The sequence below is a fragment of the Kitasatospora sp. NPDC057518 genome, from assembly GCF_042802075.1.
In the GTDB taxonomy this organism is placed as follows: domain Bacteria; phylum Actinomycetota; class Actinomycetes; order Streptomycetales; family Streptomycetaceae; genus Kitasatospora.
Genome location: NZ_JBHVEU010000118.1, coordinates 1 through 20,722, shown reverse-complemented (window position 1 = coordinate 20,722; position 20,722 = coordinate 1). Strand labels below are relative to the sequence as shown.

Below are 20,722 nucleotides of genomic sequence, written 5' to 3'. Positions count from 1 at the left end.
CGTCCACCCTACGGGGTGAACGGCGGGGCACCGGTCAGGCGTGCGCTACCGGGAGCGCTCAGCCCTCGTGGCGGAAGCGCGGGAAGGCGCCGCGGCCGGCGTACTCGGCGGCGTCGTCGAGGATCTCCTCGATGCGCAGCAGCTGGTTGTACTTGGCGACGCGCTCGGAGCGGGCCGGGGCACCGGTCTTGATCTGGCCGCAGTTGGTGGCGACGGCCAGGTCGGCGATGGTGACGTCCTCGGTCTCGCCGGAGCGGTGCGACATCATGCAGCGGTAGCCGTTGCGCTGGGCCAGCTCGACGGCGTCCAGGGTCTCGGTCAGCGAACCGATCTGGTTCACCTTCACCAGCAGCGCGTTGGCGGTGCCGGTCTCGATGCCGCGGGCCAGACGGGCCGGGTTGGTGACGAACAGGTCGTCGCCGACCAGCTGGACCTTGTCGCCCAGCTTGTCGGTCATGGCCTTCCAGCCGGCCCAGTCCGACTCGTCCAGCGGGTCCTCGATGGAGACCAGCGGGTAGGCGGCGACCAGCTCGGCGTAGTACTCGATGAGCTCGGCGGCGGTGAGGTCCTTGCCCTCGAACCGGTAGGCGCCGTCCTCGTAGAACTCGGAGGAGGCGACGTCCAGGGCCAGCGCGACGTCACGGCCGGGCACGTAGCCGGCCTTCTCGATGGCCTCGACGATGAGGTCCAGGGCCTCGCGGTTGGAGTCCAGGTTCGGGGCGAAGCCGCCCTCGTCGCCCAGACCGGTGGACAGGCCGCGCTCCTTCAGCACGCCCTTGAGCGTGTGGTAGACCTCGACGCCCCAGCGGACGGCCTCGGAGAAGGACTCCGCGCCGATCGGGGCGATCATGAACTCCTGGATGTCGACGTTGGAGTCCGCGTGCGACCCGCCGTTGAGGATGTTCATCATCGGGACCGGCAGGACGTGCGCGTTCGGGCCGCCCAGGTAGCGGAACAGCGGCAGGTCGCTGGCCTCGGAGGCGGCGTGCGCGACGGCCAGCGAGACGCCCAGGATGGCGTTGGCGCCGAGCGAGGACTTGTCCGGGGTGGCGTCCAGGTCCAGCATGGCCTGGTCGATCAGGCGCTGCTCGGTGGCGTCGTAGCCGACCAGCTCCGGGCCGATCTGCTCGATGACGGCCAGGACGGCCTTCTCGACGCCCTTGCCGAAGTAGCGGTTCTTGTCGCCGTCGCGCAGCTCCAGCGCCTCGAAGGCACCGGTGGAGGCACCCGACGGGACAGCGGCACGACCCGTGCTGCCGTCGTCGAGGCCGACCTCGACCTCGACCGTGGGGTTGCCGCGGGAGTCGAGGATCTCACGGGCTACGACGACATCGATGGACGGCACGAGGCATCTCCTTGCGAGAGCAGGGTCCGGTCTGACGGTGGTGCTGCCAGCAGGACGATTGCGGAGTCGTTACGACCAGAGCCTAACCGCCCGGGCTGCCGTGGCCGCGTCGGCCTCGGTCCCGTCTCACCGTGTGGCCCTGCTACCCACCGGTAGTTCACCTGCTTGTCCCAGCTTGTCCCACCGGAGCGGGCGAATGCGGACGAAGGGGACCGGTAGGACCGGCCCCCTTCGGACGGCGGGGTGGAGCGGCGTCGGCGCCGAGCGCTCCGGCGCGGTGGCGGGCGCCCCCGGCGGGCACCCCGGTCTCGGGGTGCTGCCGGCCGCGGGCACTCCCGGCGTCGGGCGGGGCGGCTCAGCCGAGGTGCAGGACCTGGCCGGGCATGATCAGGTTCGGGTCGCCGCCGACGGTGGAGTGGTTCTGCTCGTACAGCGCGCTCCAGCCGCCGGACACGCCCTGGGCGGCGGCGATGGTCGACAGGGTGTCACCGGCACGGACGGTGTAGTCGTGGCCGGCGGCCTGCGGGGCCTGCTGCGCGGCGCGCGGGGCGTACTGCGGCTGGGCGGCGGCCTGGCCGGCGTACTGCTGGTAGACGCTCTGGTGGCTGGTCCAGTACCAGCCACCGTTGTTCTGGTACCAGTACACCTTGGCGTCGGCGTCCCAGCCGGCCTTGCCGGAGAAGCCCGGGGTCTGCGGCTGCGCCTGCTGCTGCGGGGCGACCTGCTGGACCGGCTGCGCGGCGGGCTTCTGGGCCGGCTTCTGGGCGGCGGGCTTCTGCGCGACCGGCTTCTCGGCGGGCTTGGCGGCGGGCTTCGGGGCCTGCTGCTTGGGGGCGGACTGCGGCTTGGCGTCCGAGGAGGTGTCGACCGAGGCCGGGGCACCGCCCTTGGTCAGACCGGCCTTCTGGGAGCAGACCGGCCAGGCGCCCGGACCCTGCGAGGCCAGCACCTTCTCGGCGACCGAGATCTGCTGGGCCTTGCTGGCCTGGTTGGCCTGCGCCGCGTAGGCGGTGCCGCCGTACGCCTTCCAGGTGCTGGACGTGAACTGGAGGCCGCCGTAGAAGCCGTTGCCGGTGTTGATGCTCCAGTTGCCGCCGCTCTCGCACTGGGCGACGGAGTCCCAGGTGGAGGCCGGGGCGGCGGAGGCGCCGGTGGCGGTGAGGAGCGGCATCGCGAGTCCGACGCCGGCCACACCGGCGACGGCGATGGCCTTCTCGGCCTGGGTGCGACGACGGTGACGGCCAGTTCCAACGAACAGCATGAAGAGGTCCCTCTCCGTACGCCTGCGAGGTGAGCTGTCGGGTTCGGACCGGGAGGTGGCCCGGCCGCCGTACGCGGAAACGATTCCGCTCGGGCGGCTTCACCCCAAGCCGTGGGGAGACGGCAACAAACCTGGTTCCCCCGCCCCTGCCCAGGGTTCTGGTCGGTTTCCCGTGACGCGGCGGGCAGGATTCGGCGTTCCGCGTACGAGGTCCGCAGCTGCGAACTCCAGGGAGAGTAGACAGATCATCAGACCAATCACAAGCTCATATCACCGATATCACACAACAATTACGGCCCGTGTCCGATCGCCTACCAACAGCGGCGTTATGTCCGGATTGATGGGTGTTCACACCCCCGTCGGCGGGCGATCGGCGACCTCCCGTCAGCGTGATCTCAGCAGGTCGGAGGCGTCGAAGAGGCATCCGGAACGGGGTGCGGAGGGGCGTGCGGGGAACGGCTCTCCGGACTGAATTCCACCGGGAGTTCGCGCAGGCCACGCATGATCAGACCACCCCGCCAGCGCAGATTCTCCGGGCTTTCCGCGAGCCGCAGATCGGGCAGCCGGGAAAGCAGCGTGGCCAGCGCGGCACGCCCTTCGAGCCGCGCCAGCGGAGCGCCGATGCAGTAGTGGATGCCGTGCCCGAAGCCCAGGTGGGGGTTGTCCTTCCGGGCCAGGTCCAGGGTGTTCTCCGCCGCGAACCGGGCCGGGTCGCGGTCCGCCGCGGCCAGCACCACCAGCACCGGGTCGCCGACCGGGATGTCCACCCCGCCGATGGTCAGCGGACGGGTCGCGAACCGCCAGGTCGCCAGCTCCACCGGCCCGTCGTAGCGCAGGAGTTCCTCGATCCCGGTCTCCAGCAGCGCGCTCTCCCCGCGCACCACCGACTCCTGCAGCAGCCGGCGCTGCTCCGGATTGCGCAGCAGCGCGTAGGTGCCGTTGCCGATCAGGTTCACGGTGGTCTCGAAACCCGCGAACAGGAGGATGAAGGCCATCGCCGCGGCCTCGTTCTCGGTCAGGTGCTCACCGTGGTCGCCGGCCCGGATCAGGCCCGAGATCAGGTCGTCCCCGAGGTCCGCCCGCTTGCGGTGGATCAGCTCCAGCAGGTACGCCCGCATCCGCTTCACCGCCCGCCCCACGCCGCCGCGTTGGCCCCCGCCGTGGCGGATCATCATCCCGGCCCAGTCGCGGAAGTCGTCCTGGTCCTCGGCCGGCACCCCGAGCATGTCGCAGATCGCGTAGATGGGGAGCGGGAAGGCGAACTCGTGGATCAGGTCCGCCGAACCGCGCTGCGCGAAGCCGTCGATCAACCGGTCGGTGAGCTGCTGCACCCGCGGCTCGAACTCGGCCACCCGGCGCGGGGTGAACGCCTTCGACACCAGCCGGCGCAACCGGGTGTGGTCCGGCGGGTCGATGTTCAGCAGGTGGGTCATCAGGTCCGCCTGCCGCTCCCCCGGGATGCCCACCCGGCCGGTGCGGTGCGCCTGCCCGCTGTGGTGCGCCGGGTTCTTCGACAGCCGGCTGTCCGCGAGCGCCTGCCGGGCGTCCGCGTACCTGGTCACCAGCCAGGCCTCCACCCCGCTCGGCAGGGTGGTGCGGTGCACCGGGGAGTGCTCGCGCAACCAGGCGTAGGCGGGGTACGGGTCGGCGGCGAACTCCCAGGTGAACAGCTGCGGGGCGGGGGCGTCGGACGACGGGGCGGCGGGCCGGGCGGGGACGGGCTGAGCTGGCATGGACCGACCGTATCCGGTGCGACGGGCCCGCCCTCCCTCCGGCGGGGCGCCGCTTCCCCGCCACTCCTCCGCCGCGCTTCCGCGACCGGACGCGTCGGGCGCGCCAACACTCCGTGGCCGGTCCGTGGCCGTTCCGTGGACAGCTCTTGGCCGACTCTTGGCCGCGGGGCGGGCGTGAGCCTGGTCACCTGAGGGGTAATCCCTGTTGCGGAGGGTCAGGACGTGCCTACGATCCTCCGCAGTACGCGTGGGCGCCGGTGCGGTGTCGCCCACAGGGAGGAGCAGACCATGCGGGTCAGCGGGTCAGTCGTCGTCATCGCGGTCCTCGACGGCGGGTCGGGCGCGGGCCTCGCCCGCCGGTTCGCCGCCGCCGGCACCGCCGGAATGCTCATCGCCGACCAGTACGCCGGCATCGCCGAGGACCTCGCCGCCGAACTCGACCGGCCGGGCTGCCCCGTCGTCGGCGTCTGCGGCGACATCCGCCGCCCCAGCGACGTCGCCGCCCTCGTGGACACCGCCGAGAAGCACCTCGGGCCGATCGACCTGTTCGCCGTGGCCGGCCCCGACGGCGAGCGGATCATCTCGCTGGCGGACCTGCCCGACCACCTCGACCTGGAGCGGCTCGCCGAACTCGTCCTCCTCGTCGGCGAGGCCATCGGCGAACTCGTCCCGCCGCAGCGGCGCCCCGAGCGCACCGCCACGGCGGCCTGAGCGCCTACTCCCCGACCGGACCGAGGCCCTCGGCCGAGCGCACCGCGTCCCGGTAACCGCGCGCGGCCGACCGCAGCGCGGCGTCCACGTCCACCCCCGCGTCGTGCGCCCGCTGCACCACCGCGAGCAGCAGCCGGCCCGCCGAATCAGCCGTCAGCTCGGCCGGCAGCCCGTACGCCTCGTCCGGCACCCCCGTGAAACCCGCCCGGCGCACCCGCGACACCAGCTTCGCCGCGTACGCCAGCGAGGGCAGCCCGGCCGGCACGCCGTCCAGCACCGACTCGCGGTCCGCCTTCTCGGCCGCCTTCAGCTGCTCCCAGTTCGCCTCCGCCTCGGTGACGCCCTCGACCTCCACGTTCCCGAACACGTGCGGGTGCCGGTACATCAGCTTCTCGACGATGTCCCCGGCCACGTCGTCGACGGTGAACGGCTCCGTCGGGTGGTCCTCGGCGATCCGGGAGTGGAAGAACACCTGGAACAGGACGTCGCCCAGCTCCTCGCGCAGCGTCTCCCGGTCCCCCGCCTCGATCGCCTCGACCAGCTCGTACGCCTCCTCGACCAGGTACTTCACCAGGCTCTCGTGCGTCTGCTCGGCGTCCCAGGGGCAACCGCCCGGGGAGCGCAGCCGGTCCATCACCGTCACCAGGTCCAGCAGCCGCGACCCCGGCAGGTCGTACGAGCCGGGCAGCACCTCGATCTCCGGCACCTCGCCGGCGTGCTCCACCGCCAGCCGCGCCAGCGCGTCGGTCAGCCCCGGGTCCCCGTCCGGGCTGCCCAGCCACACCGTCGGCCCGGCCCCCGCGGGCTGCCCCGTCAGCAGCCGCGCCAACGCGGGCGCCGACCCGGCCGGCACCGCCTCCACGACCACCCCGGCCTGCCGCACCGCCGCCACCTGCGGATGCCCCTCGTCCCCCACCAGCACCCGCCCCGCCGACCGCAACGCCTCCCACGCCGGCCACGCCAGCAGGCCGGGAGCCACCCGGTGGGTGGTGGTCAGCAGGATCAACTTCGCGCCCGGAGTCTCCGTCGGCACAGCATTCGTCGTCACCCCCCGAACCTACCCCCGTACCCCACCCCGGGCCGGACCGGGAAGCCACCACCCCGCTGTCCCCACCCCGCCCGCACGAGCACGGGAAGTCGACCCGGCCGACTTCCCACTCCCCCGCACCGGCCAGACCACCATCCCCGAGGCCCCCACGCACACACGCGAGCACAGGAAGTCGACCCAGCCGACTTCCCACTCCCGCACCCCTGGCCCCGGCTCCTCAGCCCCCGGCCGGACCGCCAACCCCGAGACCCCCACTACGCCCGCATGAGCGCAGGAAGTCGACCCCGCCGACTCCCCACCCCCGCACCCCCACCCCGCGCCGGGAGGCGCCGCCCAGGGAAACACCACACCCACACGGTCGTCCGGCGGCCAGTGAGCCAGAGCCGCAACCAGCCACGACGGACGCCGTCCAGGGCAGCGCGGGAAGCCGCCGCCCCGCTGGCCTCCCCTGCCCCTCCTGCCGTCCCCCACCACGCCCGTACAAGCACAGGAAGTCGACCCCGCCGACTTCCCACGCCCGCACCCCCGCCCCGCGCCGAGCGGCGCCCGCCCAGGGAAACACCACATCCACACGGTCGTCCGGCGGCCAGTGAGCCAGAGCCGCAACCGGCGACGGACGACGGCGCCCAGGAGGGGCAGGCGCCAGGTGCTGTCGTGGCGCTTGCCGCCGGCTGGCGTGACAGCCGACAGCATGCGCCAGCCACCTGCCGTCACACGGCGCCTCGAACCCGGCCCGGCGCAGCCGACGGACTCAGCCGCCTTGCAGTCACCGTGACGGCCCCAACAGCGCGGAGCCACCTCCCGGCATGACAGCCGACGGCACGCCCCGGCCGCCAACCGTCACACGGCGCTCCGGATTCGAACCGGTGCAGCCGACCGGACCCGACCCCCGTGCGGGCCATCGCGACGAACCCAACGATGCGAGCCGCCGGTCGGCATGACGCTCCTGACCACCAGCCGCCGCATGCCGCTCCGAGCCCCGCACGGCACGGCGCGGCACGGCCGACCGGACCCGCTCCCGTTGCGGGCCGTCAGATGCGAGCCGTCGATCGCCGCCCGCGACCGGTCCACGTCACGGCACGGTGCTGCCCGGTCGACGGCAGCTGAGGCGGCCGCTCCCCCGTCCCAGTGCGTGCCAGTCCCGAAGCCGCACTCCTGCGGCAGACGGCTCCGGTCGTCCAACGGCGGGCGGCCGGATCCATGGAGCCGCCGCTGCCGCACCGGCAGCGGCGGCTCGGTCCTGCCCCACAGGTCGTCCGGCACCGACCACGGCGGTCCCCTCCCCTTGCCTGCCCGATGCCCCGCTCGCTCAGCGGCGGGTGCCAGGGGCGGCGGTGAGAGTACGGGTGAAGCGGTCCCCTCCCCACAGCCCGCCCGACACCCCGCCCTCTCAGCGGCGGGATGGGAGCCAGGGGGCGGCGGTGAGGGTGAGGGTGGAACGGTCGCCTCTCCACGGCCCACCTGACGAGCCGCTCCCTCAGTGGCGGGGCGGGAGCCAGGGGTGGCGGTCGGGGTGAGGGTGGCGCGGTCTCCTCCCCTTGCCTGCCCGATGCCCCGCTCGCTCAGCGGCGGGGTGGGGGCCGGGGAGTGGCGGTGAGAGTGAGGACGAAGCAGTCCCCTCCCCACAGCCCACCCGACGCCGCGCCCCCTCAGAGACGGGGCGCGGTCCAGGAAGCGGCGGTGAAAGTGAGGGTGAAGCGGTCCCCACCCCACGGCCCGCCCGACGAGCCACCGCCTCGGCGGGATGGGAGCCAGGAGGTGGCGGTGGGGGTGAGGGCGAAGCGGTCTCCTCCCACACGGCCCGCCCGACGAGCCACCGCCTCAGGGGCGGGGTGGGGGCCAGGGGGTGGCGGTGGGGGTGAGGGTGGAGAGGGATTGGCGGAGGCGGCGGACGGTGGGGTGGTGGGGGCCGTCGCGGCGTTCGCGTTCGAGGAGGAGGGGGAGGAGCCATTGCCAGGCGTTCTGGGGGTCTCCGGTGGCGGCGAGGTGGAGGCCGATGCGTTCGCGGAGGTCGTAGCCGCGCTCGGGGTCGGTGTCGAGGCCGGATTCGAGCCGGGCGGTGTGGGCGGTGAGGAGGGCCTGGTACTCGGCGAGGGCTTCGGGGCCGTGGCCGAGCCGGTCGAGGCAGATCGCGGCGCGGTAGCGGTGGTCGAGGCCCTGGGGGCCGTGCGGGCCGCCGTCGGCGGTGGCGGCGAGGCGGCGGTACTCGGGGAGGGCCTGCTGGGGGTGGCCCTCGTGCAGGAGGGTGCGGGCGTAGATGCTGCGGATGGTGCGCACCAGGGGCGCGGCGTCGCCGAGTTCGGCCTCGGCCCGGGGCAGCAGGCGGGCGGCGAAGCCTAGTACCTCGGTGTGGCGGCCGGCGTCGACCAGGTCGGAGAGCCGGGCGCACTCGGCGCCGAGGTCCGGGCCCGCGGGAACCGGGGGTGGGGTCGGAGGGGTCGAAGGCGCGGGCGGGATGAGGAAGGGTCGTGGCTCGGAGCGGACCACCGACGGCGGGGCGGCCGGGGCAACCGGCGCGGCAGCCTCGGCCGGCGGCTGCGGCTGGTGCGGGTAGCGGAAGGGCCGGGCCGGGTCCGGCAGCGGGGTGTAGCGGGGTTGCGGGGCGCCGTCGGCCGGGGGCAGCAGCGGAAGCAGCCGCGCATAGACGGTCCGGGCGTCGGCCGGGCGGTCGGCGGGCTGCTTGGCGAGCAGGTCGAGCACCAGCTGTTCCAGCGGCTGCGGCACCTCGGGGCGCAACTCCCGCAGCGGGACGGGCGGTTCGTCGACGTGCCGGCGCAGGACGCCGAGCGCGGTGGGAGCCCGGAACGGCTCCTCCCCGGCCAGCATCTCGTGCAGCAGGCAGCCGAGCGCGTAGAGGTCGCTGCGCGGGTCGGTGGTGGCGGCGAGGGCCTGTTCGGGGGCCATGTAGGAGGGGCTGCCGACGGGCACGCCGGTGAGGGTGAGCCGGGTGGTCTCGGTGTCGAGGGCGGTGGCGATTCCGAGGTCGAGCAGGACGGTGCGGCCGTCCTCGCGGACCATGACGTTGCTCGGCTTGAGGTCGCGGTGGACCACCGGGATGGCGTGGACGGCGGCCAGCGCGGTGCACAGCTGCGCGGCGACGGCCGCCGCGCGCTCGATCGGGAAGGGCGCGTCCTCGGCGATGAGGTCGGCCAGGCTGACGCCGGGGATGCGCTGCATGACGAGGTAGAGCTCGCCCTCGTCCTCGCCCGCGTCGAAGACGGTGACCAGCCCGGGGTGGTCGAGCGCGGCCGTGACCCGGCACTCGCGCAGGAAGCGGCGGCGCAACTCGTCACCGTGGCGGGCCCGTTCGCCGCCGGAGCCGGTCCCGCCGGGGACCAGGTGCTCGGGGCGGAGCAGCTTGACCGCGACCGGACGGTACAGCCGTTCGTCCTGGCCGGCCCAGACCTGGCCCATGCCGCCGTGGCCGATCTTCTCGGTGAGCCGGTAACGGCCGGCGATCAGCCGGGTGGCGGTCACGGCCGGTCCTCGCGGGCCTGGCGGCGCAGCAACTCGCCCAGCTCGCGCAGGTCGTGAGAGGTCTCGGGGGCCGGGGCCACCGGACCCTGGGCGGCGGGAGCGGGCACGCCGTACCCCGGTACGGTCGCCGCGTACGGCGATACGTCGGGCACCGCGTACGGCGAAACGGCCAGCGGCACGCCCGGCGGTACGGCCTGCGGCGCCGGCCGCCCGGCCAGCCAGACCGCGCGGCTGTCCATCACCAGGAAGTGCGCCGTCGGCAGGAGCCAGAGCACGGCCAGGGTGATCGAGCCGGTGGTGTCGGCGGCCGGGTTCTTCAGGGTGCCCGCGATCCCGGCGGAGACGATCATGGTGAGCAGCAGCGCGCAGAACACCGCAGCGCCGAGGATGTCGTACGCCCGCCGGCGCCGGACCGCCAGCAGCAGCGAGGGGATGGCCCCGAGCAGGCCGAAGGTGAGCAGCGGGGCCAGCGCGCAGAGCACCCGCGCGACCACCCCGAACCGCCCGGGTACCGGAGCCTGTCCGGCCACCGCCACCGGCCGGGGCAGCCCACCCGGCAGTCCGCCCGGCACCGTGCCCGGCGCGTACCCCGGCCCCGGCCCCGGCCCGTACGGCGTTCCGCCGGGCGGCGGTCCGAACTGCCCGGGGTACTGCCCTGACATGCGCGCTCCTGAGCTGGTGAGGACCGGCACCGACGGACGGTGCGAACGGCTGCGCCCACCGTACCGCCAGGCCCGGTCGCCCCGGAGGGCTTCCGTCCGCCTGCTGCCGCATCGGTATCACGCCGGTACCGCGCCGGTACTGAGCCGTGGTCACCTCCGGAACGGACCCCGCCCCACCTGGGGACACCGCCGCCCACCGGAGCGGGGCGCGACGCCGACCCGAGGACGGGCCCCGGGGCGGGACCGGTCGTCCACGCCGGAGCCGCACGCCGCCTCGGGGTGCGTGCACCGCTGGGAGATGTGCCCTACTCCGGCGGCGCCAGGGCGCCGGTCGCCAGGGCGTCGGTGGCGGCCCGGGTGAGGCCGCGGCCGAGGGCGGCGGCCTGGGTGAGGGCGGCGTCGAAGGCGGCGAGGCGGGCGAAGGCGGTGCCGAGGCGGTGCTGGGCGGGGAGGGGGAGGCGGGGCAGTTCGACGCGGCGGATGTCGAGGCGGGCGGTGGTGGTGGCGTGGCTGGCGGCGCGTCGGGTGCCGGCGGTGGAGCGGAACTGGCCGGCCAGGAACTCGGGGTCCAGGGCGGCGGGGTCGGGCCGCAGGAGGTGGAGTTGGCGGCCGAGGGCGGCGCCGACCAGCGGGCCCTCGGCGGGGACGACCCGGGCGGTGCCGCCGCCGAGGGCGGGGACCAGGACGTCGCCGGGGCGGGTACGGACGTCCCCGGCCGGGCCGGGGCCGGTGGCGAGGACGGCGCTGGGGGCGGCTCCGGTGGCGAGGTCCTGGTCGGTGACGACGGGGGTGCCGCCCGAACCGGCCGGCCGGGTGGCGGCGCCGGTGCCGGAGGAGTACACCTCCAGCGCGCCGCCGCGGACCAGCTCGCCGATGGTGACCACCCCGACGGGCGCGGCACCGGACGCGCCGTCGGTCGCGGCGCCCGGCCGCGGCAGCAGCGTGACCGGGTCGGGCAGGTCGGCCAGCAGTTCGGCGAGCCGGCCGCCGAGGTGGGAGAGTTCGGCCGCGCCGCCGAGCGGGGCGGCGGGCGGGACGTGCCGGGCCGGGGAGAGGTCGGTCTCGTCGTCGAGCAGGTCGATGGCGGCCATCACCCGGTGGACGCCGGGGCGGTCGGCGGGGACGGGCAGGCCCTCGCGCGCGGCGAGGTCGAAGCCGCGCCAGGCGTCCAGGACGGTGCGGCGCAGCCCGGTCCAGTCGACCTTGTCCCGGCCCCCCTCGGCGGCCTGCGCCCCGGCGGCCCCGCCCGGTCCGGTAGGTGCCGGGCCGGAGGCCGACGCCCCGGCGTCCAGCATCAGCACCTGGCGGAAGTCGCTCCCCGGCAGGGGCGCGCGCAGCACCCACAGGTGCAGCGGGACGCCGTACGGCGGGGCGGCGCCGGCCGGCAGCGCGATGACGGCCCGCAGCGCGCCGGAGCGGAGCAGTTCGGCCCGGATGCGGCGGCCGGCCCGGCGGGCGGCGACGGTCGGCGGGAGCAGCAGCGCGGCGAGGCCGCCGGGGCGGGTGTGGGCGAGGCAGTGCAGCACCCAGGCGAGTTCGGACTCGCCGCGCGGCGGGACGAGCCCGCCGGGCCAGCGGGTGTCGTACTGCAGCTCGTCGTGGCCCCAGTCGCGCTCGTTGTACGGGGGCTGGCAGAGCACCGCCTCGAAGGTGTCGCCGGGGAAGCCGTCGGCGCGCAGGGCGTCGCCGGCCCGCAGGTCGAGCGGCAGCGGGCCGGGCTCGTCGGCGGGGGTGTGCAGGGCGATCCGGAGCCGGGCGAGGGCGGCGGCGACCGGGTCGGCGTCCTGGCCGTAGCGGCCGGTGGTCGGCGGGTGGGCGAGCAGGACGGAGCCGAGGCCGACGGCCGGGTCGAGCACGGTGGCGGGGACGCCGGCGACGGCGGCGAGCAGCTCGGCGGCCTCCGGCGGGGTGGGGCTGAGCTGGCGGGTGTTGGCCTCGGCGTACCGGGTGAGCAGCTGCTCGTACGCGCCGACCGGGCCGGCCTGGGCGGCGAGTTCGGCGAGCAGCCGGGCGAGGTCCAGCTGGGTGCTGCCGAGCAGGCCGGGGAGGCCGAGGGTGCGGGCGCCGTCCGGGCCGAAGGCGTGCACGGCGGTGCCGGCGACGGCCCGGGGCAGTGCGAGGGCGAGCCGGGTGTCGGGCCGGTCGGCGAGTTCGGCCCACTGTCCGGGCTCGCGGTGCAGCAGCAGGAGCAGGGCGCCCGCCTCGACCAGCGGGGCGGCGGGGTGGCCGGCCGGGTCGCGGAGGGTGTCGACGAGCTGCCAGACCCGCTCCAGCAGCGGGAGTTCGGCGATCTTGCCCTGGGCGCGCAGCCAGGACTCGACCTCGGCGAGCGCGAAGGCCGGGCTGGCGTCGGTGCCGCCGACCGGGCGCGGGAAGTCGGGGTGGCGGCGGCGCCAGTTGCTGACCGCGGCCCGGCCGACGCCGGCCAGCCGGGCGATCTCGGCGGCGGTCACTTCGGGACGGTCCGGCACGGGGGCTCCTTCGGTGGGGGCTGCGACCGCACTGCGGGCGGGGGCTGGGCGCCGGGCCGGGGGTGGGCGGCTCGGGGCTGTGACCGCACAGCATAGCGACGGGCCCCTCGATCCCAGTTCACATGTGAACAGAGCCCTTTTGTGAAATCGAATTGACATGGTTCACGCCCGAGTGGTGTGATCTCTCCGTCGCCACCGAACGGGGGCGGCGCCAGGAAGACCACCGATCACCGGGAGAACACCCATGTCCGCGACCCCCCGCCGCCGCACCGCCTCCCTGCTGCTGGGCGCCGCCCTGATCACGCTCACCGCGACGGCGTGCAACTCCACCGGCGGCCCGTCCGTCGCCACCGAGCCCAAGCAGAGCGCCGCCGCGAGCGCGCCCGCCGGCGGCGGCAAGCCGGCCGACGCCCCCAAGGTGGCGCAGGTCGGCGACACCATCCCGCTCAAGGGCAACGACCCGGCCGATACCGCCGAGGTGACGCTGGTGAAGGTGGTCGACAACGCCGAGGCCGACAACGAGTACGTCCACCCGGCCGACGGCAAACGCTTCGTCGCGGTCCAGTTCCGGATCAAGGCCAGCGGCAAGAAGGCCTACAGCGACGCCCCGGGCAACGGCGCCAAGGTGCTGGACGCCCAGGGCCAGGCCTTCGGCACCACGGTCGCCGACACCAAGGCCGGCCCGAGCTTCCAGGTCCCGGCCACCATCGCCCCCGGCGAGAGCGCCCTCGGCTTCGTCACCTTCGAGGTCCCGAAGGACGTCAAGCTCGACAAGGCCCAGTTCGGCCTGGACAGCGGCTTCGCCCCGCAGACCGGCCAGTGGAAGATCGGCTGACAGCCCTGTTCACAGCCGCAGCCCCGCCCCGCTCAGGCGGACGGACAGGCAGGCGGACAGACACAAAACGGCGGCCCCGGGCAGAGCCCGAGACCGCCGTGGACCACCCGAGGGGCGGACGCTACTTCTTCGCCCCCGCCAGGTCGTCGAACATCGCCGACAGGAACTCGCTGCACCAGCCCAGCAGCTCCCGCCCGACCAGCGGCTTGCCGCCGATCCGCCCGGTGCTCGGGCGCGGCACCAGCAGCTGCTGGGCCGCCGCCTTCACCTGGCTGCGCGGGTAGAGCCGGTTCAGCCGCAGCTGCTGGGACTCCCGCAGCTCCACCGGCCCGAAGCGCACGTTGGAGCCCTGGAGGGTGATGTCCGAGATCCCGCACCGCCGGGCGTACAGCCGCAGCGCCGCGACCAGCAGCAGGTTCTCCACCGGCTCGGGCAGCTTGCCGTAGCGGTCCACCAGCTCGTCCCGGACCTGCTGGATGTCCTCCTCCGAGTTGACCGCGGCGATCGAGCGGTACGCCTGCAGCCGCAGCCGCTCGCCGGGCGCGTAGTCGTGCGGCACGTGGGCGTCGACCGGCAGCTCGATCTTCACCTCCAGCGGCTCCTCCTCCGCCTCCCCGCCGCCGGCCAGCGACTCGCGGAACTCCGCCACCGCCTCGCCGACCATCCGCATGTAGAGGTCGAAGCCGACGCCCGCGATGTGCCCGGACTGCTCGCCGCCGAGCAGGTTGCCCGCGCCGCGGATCTCCAGGTCCTTCATCGCGACGTACATGCCCGCGCCCATCTCGGTGTGCTGGGCGATGGTGGCCAGCCGCTCGTGCGCGGTCTCGGTGAGCGGCTTCTCCGGCGGGTACAGCATGTACGCGTAGCCGCGCTCGCGGCCTCGGCCGACCCGGCCGCGCAGCTGGTGCAGCTGGGAGAGGCCGAAGGTGTCGCCGCGCTCCACGATCAGGGTGTTGGCGTTGGAGATGTCGATGCCGGACTCCACGATCGTGGTCGACACCAGGACGTCGAACTCCTTCTCCCAGAAGTCGACGACGACCTTCTCCAGCTGGGTCTCCCCCATCTGCCCGTGCGCGGTGGCGATCCGCGCCTCGGGCACCAGGTCCTTCAGCCGGGCGGCCGCCTTGTCGATCGACTCCACCCGGTTGTGGATGTAGAACACCTGGCCCTCGCGCAGGAGTTCACGCCGGATCGCGGCCGAGATCTGCTTCTCGTCGTACGGCCCGACGAAGGTCAGCACCGGGTGCCGCTCCTCCGGCGGGGTGGTGATGGTGGACATCTCGCGGATGCCGGTGACCGCCATCTCCAGGGTGCGCGGGATCGGGGTCGCGGACATGGTGAGCACGTCCACGTTGGCGCGCAGCTTCTTCAGCTGCTCCTTGTGCTCGACGCCGAAGCGCTGCTCCTCGTCCACGATGACCAGGCCGAGGTCCTTGAACCTGGTCTCGGAGGAGAACAGCCGGTGGGTGCCGATGACGACGTCCACCGAGCCCTCGAACAGCCCCTCCAGGACGGCCTTGGCCTCGCTGTCGGTCTGGAAGCGGGACAGCGCCTTCACCGTCACCGGGAAGTTGGCGTAGCGCTCGGCGAAGGTCGAGAAGTGCTGCTGCACCAGCAGCGTGGTCGGCACCAGCACCGCCACCTGCTTGCCGTCCTGCACGGCCTTGAACGCGGCCCGCACCGCGATCTCGGTCTTGCCGTAGCCGACGTCGCCGCAGATCAGCCGGTCCATCGGGACGGACTTCTCCATGTCGGACTTGACCTCGGCGATGGTGGTCAGCTGGTCGGGCGTCTCCGCGTACGGGAAGGCGTCCTCCAGCTCGCGCTGCCACGGGGTGTCCGGGCCGAAGGTGTGGCCGGGGGCGGCCATCCGGGCCGAGTACAGCTTGATCAGGTCGGCGGCGATCTCCTTGACCGCCTTCTTGGCCCGCTGCTTGGTCTTCGCCCAGTCCGCGCCGCCGAGCCGGTGCAGCGTCGGGGCCTCGCCGCCGACGTACTTGGTGACCTGGTCGAGCTGGTCGGTCGGCACGAACAGCCGGTCGCCGGGGTGGCCGCGCTTGGCCGGGGCGTACTCCAGCACCAGGTACTCGCGGGTGGCACCCTGGACGGTGCGCTGCACCATCTCGACGTACTTGCCGACGCCGTGCGCCTCGTGGACGACGTAGTCGCCGGCCACCAGCGCCAGCGGGTCGATCGCGTTGCGGCGGCGCGAGGGCATCCGGCGCATGTCCTTGGTGGAGGACTTCTGACCGGACAGGTCGGTCTCGGTGATGACCGTGAGCTTCAGGTCCTCGTCGACGAAGCCGTGCTCGATCGAGCCGCAGGAGACGTGGACGACGTCCCGGGTGGGCGCCTCGGCGAGGTCGGCGACCAGGCGGGCCGGGATGCCCTCGTTGCCCAGCACCTCGGCGAGCCGGGAGGCCGGGCCGTGGCCCTCGGTCACCATGACGACCCGCCAGTCGGCGGCCAGCCGCTCCTTGGCGTCGGCGATCGCCCGGGCGGTGTCGCCCCGGTAGGCCTCGACGGCGTGCATGCCGAGGGTCAGCGTGTTGGCGTCGAACTCCAGGATGCCGTCGACGGTCGACTCGCTGGTCGCGAACGGGCTGACCGACCACCAGGGCAGTCCGATCTCGGTGGCGTGCTCGCGCACCTCGGCGAGCGAGCGCAGCGAGGCGGCGGAGACGTCGATGGCCTCCAGGTCGATCGGCCGGTCCCCGCCCGCCGCGGCCGCGACCCAGGACGCGTGCAGGAACTCCTGGCTGGTCGCGACCAGGTCGGCGGCCCGGGTGCGGACGCGCTCCGGGTCGCAGACCACCGTGACGGAGCCGAGCGGCAGCACGTCCAGCAGCAGCTCCATGTCGTCCACCAGCACCGGCGCCAGCGACTCCATGCCCTCGACCGCGATCCCCTCGGCGATCCGGTCGAGGATCTCGGCCAGCCCGGGGTGCTCGGCGGCCAGCTCGGCGGCCCGGGCCCGCACCTCGTCCGTGAGCAGCAGCTCCCGGCAGGGCGGCGCCCACAGGCCGTGCTCGGCGATCTCCAGCGAGCGCTGGTCGGCGACCTTGAAGTACCGGACCTCCTCGACCTCGTCGCCCCAGAACTCCACCCGCAGCGGGTGCTCCTCGGTCGGCGGGAAGACGTCCAGGATGCCGCCGCGGACGGCGAACTCGCCGCGCTTCTCGACCAGTTCGACGCGCGCGTAGGCGGCAGCGGAGAGCCGGCGGGCCACCTCCTCCAGGTCGTACGACTCACCGCGCCGGACGGCCACCGGCTCCAGCTCGGCCAGCCCCTTGACCTGCGGCTGGAGCACCGAGCGGACCGGGGCGACGATCACCTGGACCGGCCCGGCCGCCGGGTCGTCCGCCCTCGGGTGCACGATCCGGCGCAGCACGGCCAGCCGGCGCCCGACGGTGTCCGAGCGGGGCGACAGCCGTTCGTGCGGCAGGGTCTCCCAGGCCGGGAACTCGGCGACGGCGTCGGCGGGCAGCAGCGAACGCAGCGAGGCCGCGAGGTCCTCGGCCTCCCGGCCGGTCGCGGTGACGGCGAGCACCAGACGGCCCCGTTCCCCGGCGGCCTGCCCGGCGAGCGCGCGGGCCAGCGCGGCGATGGCGAACGGCCGGGCGGCGGGCGGCCCGACCAGGTCCAGGTGGCGGCGTCCGCCGGCCGCGGCTCCGGTGGCGGTGGCCGCCTCGATGGCCTCGGCGAGCGCCGCGTCCCGCGCGACGACATCGAGCAGTCCGGTCAGACTCATCTGGGGTCTCTTCTTCGTCCCGTGGCTGGTGCTGTCCCGGGGCGGCGAAGGCCCGCCGGGGCAACGCGAACGGCCCGGCACGCCGAGCGGCCGGGGGTCTCCAGCCTACGCCGCGGCGCGGACACGCACGCGGTCCACGGCTCCGGCGGGGCCGGACCCGAGCCGGACCGGGGGCCACGCCAGGACCGCGCCGGGGCCGTACCGGGGCCCGGGGCGTCGGCCCCCGCCCGGGCCGCCCCCCAAGTTTTGTCAGGAACACATCCGGGAACGAACGGCTGGACGGACCACCGGTCCGGCCGGTGGACGAACCGACCGGAACCCGCACCGAACCGGGCACGGCCATCCGCCACGAACTGGACATACTCCTGTCACTGGCCGTCCATGGAGATCGCGCACCATGGTGAACGTGCCCGCCGCACCCAACCGTGGGGGATGGCTGTGGGGGCACTGTCGCACCCCCGATGGGGGTCGGAGGTGCGAGGCCGGGCGGCCCTGGGTGGGGGCGCCCGCCCAAGCGCCGGGAACCGTGGCGCCCTTTCCTGGAGGGCGCCACGGGTCTCGGCCTCTTTCGTTCCCGGGGCCTACCCCGTCGGCCGCCGTCCTATCCCGAACCCGGCCCCCTGTTCCGCCCCCGCCCCCGCCCCGGCACGACCGGCACCCCGGCACGACGAAGGCCCCGGCCCGCCCGGTGGGGGCGGTCGGGGCCTTCGCGGCGCGCGGTCTGGAGCCCGGTCAGCGGCGGTTGTAGCTCACCGTGTGCGGGGTCGCGTAGTCGCTGCCGTCGTCCACGATGATGATCTTCGGGACGATCCGGGTCTCGTCCTCCGACGGCTTCCCGACGCCCTTCTCCACCGCGGCCGTCCCGTCGGCGGTCCCGCCGACCGTCTCCTCGGCGGGCGGCGCGGCCGGCTTCGGCGGCACCGGGCCGGTCGCCACGGGCCCGCCGATGGCCCTGGTGGCACTGCTGCCGACCACCGGCGTCCGCAGCACGGTCGCCGCCCCCTCCCGGGCGGCGGGGGCCTTGGCCCCGGCCGGAGCCGCGGGGGCCAGGGCCTTGCGCAGGTTCGCCACCGGGATCTCCCCGGTGTCCGCCTCCGAGTCCACCGGCGCGGCATCGACGACGGCGTCCGCGACGGCGTCCCGCGGCGCGGGGGTCGTGGCGGCCGCGCCGGAGGCCTGGACGGCCGCGGCGGCCGCGGCCGCCACCTCGGGCTCGATCTGGCCGACCGCCGCCCCGGTGAGCGAGGCCAGCGTGGCCTTGATGTGGTCCAGGTGCTGCTGCACCGTGTCCAGCCGGGTGTCGAACTCGCGCTGCTCGCGCTCGCTCTCCGCGTTGATCTTCTCGGCCTCCCGGCGGGCCTGCTCGATCAGCTGGTCGGCCTTGGCCTGGGCGTCCGTCTCCAGCTGCTTGATCCGGTTCAGCACGGTCTCCCGCTGCTGCTCCGCCTCCTTGACCCGGCGCTCGGCGGTCGCCGAGACCTCGGTGTCCTCGGCGTCGGCCTTGGCCTGGGCGGCGGCGAAGGTCTCGTCGGCCTTGCGGCGCCGGGTGGCCAGCTCGGCCTCGGCCTGCTCGCTGGCCTCGGCGGCGGCCACCCGCACCTTGGCGGCGTAGGCGGTGGCGGTGTCCCGGGCGGAACGGCTCTCCCGGTCGGCGTCGGACCGGATGCCCTCGGCCTCGGCCCGGGTCCGCTCCTCGGTGCGGCGGGCGGCCGCGTCGGCGTCGGTACGGGTCGTGGTGCCGTACTCCTTGGCGGCGCGGTCGGCGGCCTGGCCGGCCTCGTAGACCTCGTCCCGCAGGTCCTCGGCGAAGCGCTCGGCCTTCTCCCGGACGGCGCGCGCCTCGTTCTCGGCCATCGCGGCCAGTCCGGCGGCCTGCTCGCTGAGCACCTGGTAGTCGGGCTCCGGAGCGTCCTCGGCGGTCCGGCGGATGTCGGCCAGTCGGGCCTCCATCTGCCGGATGCCTGCGCCCAGGACGCTCAGCCGCTCCCACGCCTCGTCACGCTGCGCGGTGAGGGCGGCCAGGGCTCGGTCGACCTGCTCGGGCACGTAGCCACGGCGGGCCTGGGTGAAGCCGTACTGGGGGACGGCGTCGCTCATGGGCTCTTCCCCTCGTTTCGCGGGCTGCGGAGCCCATGATCGGACGGAACGGACGGATCCGGAACCGGTTCGGAGGCCGGGGCCGGATTCCGCCGTCGTACGGACCGGAATGTGTCGAGGACCGGACGAATAGACCCATCCTCTTGACCTATTTTGCGCAGATCCGGGCGAAACCCCAACGAGGCACGGCTGCGTCGGCATGCCGAAGGGGTCGTTCCGGACACCGGAACGACCCCTCCCACCTGCGAGGATCAGCGACGACCCGCTACAGCAGGCCGTCCCAGAACTGCTCCAGCAGCACGGCCCACCACGTGTCCGCGTTCTGCAGGGCCGCCGGGTCGATCGCGGCGAGCTGGGCCTGGAAGTCGGTCGTCCATCGACCGGCCTGGTCCGGCGTCAGCCCGTACCGGAGCCGCCACATCCGGCCCAGCAGGGCCAGCGAGCGGACGAACTCCGGTACACCGCTGTTGACGAACCGGGGCGGCTGGCCGGTTCCATCGATGTCCACGGCCACCACGTGCGCGGTGCCGTACTGGACGCACAGCTGGCGGCCGTAGTCGTTGCCCAGCACCAGGTAGCCGCCGAAGTCCGGGCCCGCGGCGAGGCCGCGCTCGGCGGCCAGCTCGGCGAGCGTCGGGATCGGACGGCCCTCCTGCGCCTGCGCCCAGAAGAACGGCCCGAAGTCGCGCGGCAGCCCGGCCCACATCAGGGTCTGGGACACCGGCTCGGGCACGCCCTGGCGGGAGACGGCGCGCTGCTCGTAGCGGAACAGGTTCTGCCCGAAGGCGGCCCCGGTCTCCTGGGCGAGCTGCTGCGGCGGCAGCGGCGGCAGCGCCTGGACCGTCCCCGGCGCGGGCGGCGGCACCCGGAACGGGCGGACCCGCTGGGCGCCGGACGCCAGCTGGTGCAGCTCGTCCAGGTGGTCGAGCAGCTCGGCCATCCCGGCCTGCCGGGACGCGTGGTCGCGGCCGTACGGGGCGGTGTGGGTGAGCCGGACGTTCGGCCAGGACGCGGCGATCATGCGGTTGCAGTAGCCGCCCGGCAGGTCGCAGGACTCCAGCTCGGTGTAGAGCTCCAGCACCTGCTCCGGCGGCACGTTGAGCCGGCGCAGGTCCTGGAGGATCTTCCACTCCGGGTGCGGGGTGCCGGGCTCGCTGCGGTGCAGCAGCTTCTGCTCCGAGCCGTCCGGGCCCCGGTAGCTGAGCGCGGCGAAGTACCCCGGGCCGACCGCGGGCACGCCCGGCGGCACCGGCGCGGGCGGCGGCGAACCGGGCACCACCGCCGGCGGGACGACCCCGGCGGCGCCGGGCGCGTTCGGGTAGCCGTAGCCG

The 20,722-nt window shown here is 74.6% G+C and carries 12 protein-coding genes and 1 riboswitch; of the genes, 2 read left to right on the top strand and 10 right to left on the bottom strand.

What is annotated here, in order from left to right:
- Positions 1–58: 58 nt before the first annotated feature.
- The 3 genes from eno to ACFU7Z_RS14990 all read right to left on the bottom strand — a co-directional run bounded on the left by eno (position 59) and on the right by ACFU7Z_RS14990 (position 4,339).
- The gene (eno, locus tag ACFU7Z_RS15000) at positions 59–1,345 is read right to left on the bottom strand and encodes a phosphopyruvate hydratase (RefSeq protein ID WP_049651968.1); all 1,287 of its coding nucleotides are present in this window, start codon (positions 1,343–1,345) and stop codon (positions 59–61) included.
- Between the two features lie 355 nt (positions 1,346–1,700).
- Positions 1,701–2,606 carry a transglycosylase family protein gene (locus ACFU7Z_RS14995; protein ID WP_074001297.1) on the bottom strand — a complete coding sequence of 302 codons (906 nt, stop codon included), beginning with the start codon at positions 2,604–2,606 and terminating at the stop codon, positions 1,701–1,703.
- 5 nt (positions 2,607–2,611) lie between these two features.
- Positions 2,612–2,780: riboswitch (cyclic di-AMP (ydaO/yuaA leader) on the bottom strand.
- 221 nt (positions 2,781–3,001) lie between these two features.
- Positions 3,002–4,339 (bottom strand): cytochrome P450, encoded by a 1,338-nt coding sequence (locus tag ACFU7Z_RS14990; protein WP_074001296.1) that lies wholly within the window; start codon positions 4,337–4,339, stop codon positions 3,002–3,004.
- 288 nt (positions 4,340–4,627) lie between these two features.
- On the opposite strand from ACFU7Z_RS14990, the gene ACFU7Z_RS14985 reads away from it, so the two are divergent.
- On the top strand, positions 4,628–5,050 hold the full coding sequence (locus ACFU7Z_RS14985; protein ID WP_049651970.1) for an SDR family NAD(P)-dependent oxidoreductase: 423 nt from the start codon (positions 4,628–4,630) through the stop codon (positions 5,048–5,050).
- 4 nt (positions 5,051–5,054) lie between these two features.
- On the opposite strand, the gene ACFU7Z_RS14980 is transcribed toward ACFU7Z_RS14985, so the two are convergent.
- From ACFU7Z_RS14980 to ACFU7Z_RS14965, 4 genes are all read right to left on the bottom strand, one after another.
- Positions 5,055–6,098, bottom strand: a complete 1,044-nt coding sequence (locus ACFU7Z_RS14980) for a MazG family protein (RefSeq protein WP_380777772.1) — start codon at positions 6,096–6,098, stop codon at positions 5,055–5,057.
- A gap of 1,821 nt (positions 6,099–7,919) precedes the next feature.
- Complete coding sequence (locus tag ACFU7Z_RS14975) at positions 7,920–9,575, bottom strand: protein kinase (RefSeq protein ID WP_380777771.1); 1,656 nt, start codon at positions 9,573–9,575, stop codon at positions 7,920–7,922.
- Positions 9,572–10,237 (bottom strand): hypothetical protein, encoded by a 666-nt coding sequence (locus tag ACFU7Z_RS14970; RefSeq protein WP_380777770.1) that lies wholly within the window; start codon positions 10,235–10,237, stop codon positions 9,572–9,574. Before ACFU7Z_RS14970 ends, ACFU7Z_RS14975 begins: the two co-directional genes overlap by 4 nt.
- A gap of 305 nt (positions 10,238–10,542) precedes the next feature.
- Positions 10,543–12,708, bottom strand: a complete 2,166-nt coding sequence (locus ACFU7Z_RS14965) for an N-6 DNA methylase (protein WP_380777769.1) — start codon at positions 12,706–12,708, stop codon at positions 10,543–10,545.
- Positions 12,709–12,952: 244 nt separating this feature from the next.
- On the opposite strand from ACFU7Z_RS14965, the gene ACFU7Z_RS14960 reads away from it, so the two are divergent.
- Positions 12,953–13,543, top strand: a complete 591-nt coding sequence (locus tag ACFU7Z_RS14960) for a DUF4352 domain-containing protein (protein ID WP_380777768.1) — start codon at positions 12,953–12,955, stop codon at positions 13,541–13,543.
- Positions 13,544–13,664: 121 nt separating this feature from the next.
- Here the strand turns inward: ACFU7Z_RS14960 and mfd are convergent, their stop codons facing one another.
- The 3 genes from mfd to ACFU7Z_RS14945 form a co-directional block, all read right to left on the bottom strand.
- Positions 13,665–17,294 (bottom strand): transcription-repair coupling factor, encoded by a 3,630-nt coding sequence (gene mfd, locus ACFU7Z_RS14955; RefSeq protein ID WP_380777767.1) that lies wholly within the window; start codon positions 17,292–17,294, stop codon positions 13,665–13,667.
- Between the two features lie 732 nt (positions 17,295–18,026).
- The gene (locus tag ACFU7Z_RS14950; RefSeq protein WP_074001292.1) at positions 18,027–19,391 is read right to left on the bottom strand and encodes a hypothetical protein; all 1,365 of its coding nucleotides are present in this window, start codon (positions 19,389–19,391) and stop codon (positions 18,027–18,029) included.
- A gap of 265 nt (positions 19,392–19,656) precedes the next feature.
- Positions 19,657–20,722: SUKH-4 family immunity protein (locus tag ACFU7Z_RS14945; protein WP_380777766.1), on the bottom strand; the 1,066-nt coding region annotated here is incomplete at its 5' end.

Excerpts from the sequence above, each read along its gene's own strand:
- ACFU7Z_RS14995 (WP_074001297.1), bottom strand. The coding sequence starts at position 2,606 with ATGCTGTTCGTTGGAACTGGCCGTCACCGTCGTCGCACCCAGGCCGAG.
- ACFU7Z_RS14990 (WP_074001296.1), bottom strand. The coding sequence starts at position 4,339 with ATGCCAGCTCAGCCCGTCCCCGCCCGGCCCGCCGCCCCGTCGTCCGAC.
- ACFU7Z_RS14985 (WP_049651970.1), top strand. The coding sequence starts at position 4,628 with ATGCGGGTCAGCGGGTCAGTCGTCGTCATCGCGGTCCTCGACGGCGGG.
- ACFU7Z_RS14970 (WP_380777770.1), bottom strand. The coding sequence starts at position 10,237 with ATGTCAGGGCAGTACCCCGGGCAGTTCGGACCGCCGCCCGGCGGAACG.
- ACFU7Z_RS14960 (WP_380777768.1), top strand. The coding sequence starts at position 12,953 with ATGTCCGCGACCCCCCGCCGCCGCACCGCCTCCCTGCTGCTGGGCGCC.
- mfd (WP_380777767.1), bottom strand. The coding sequence starts at position 17,294 with ATGAGTCTGACCGGACTGCTCGATGTCGTCGCGCGGGACGCGGCGCTC.
- ACFU7Z_RS14950 (WP_074001292.1), bottom strand. The coding sequence starts at position 19,391 with ATGAGCGACGCCGTCCCCCAGTACGGCTTCACCCAGGCCCGCCGTGGC.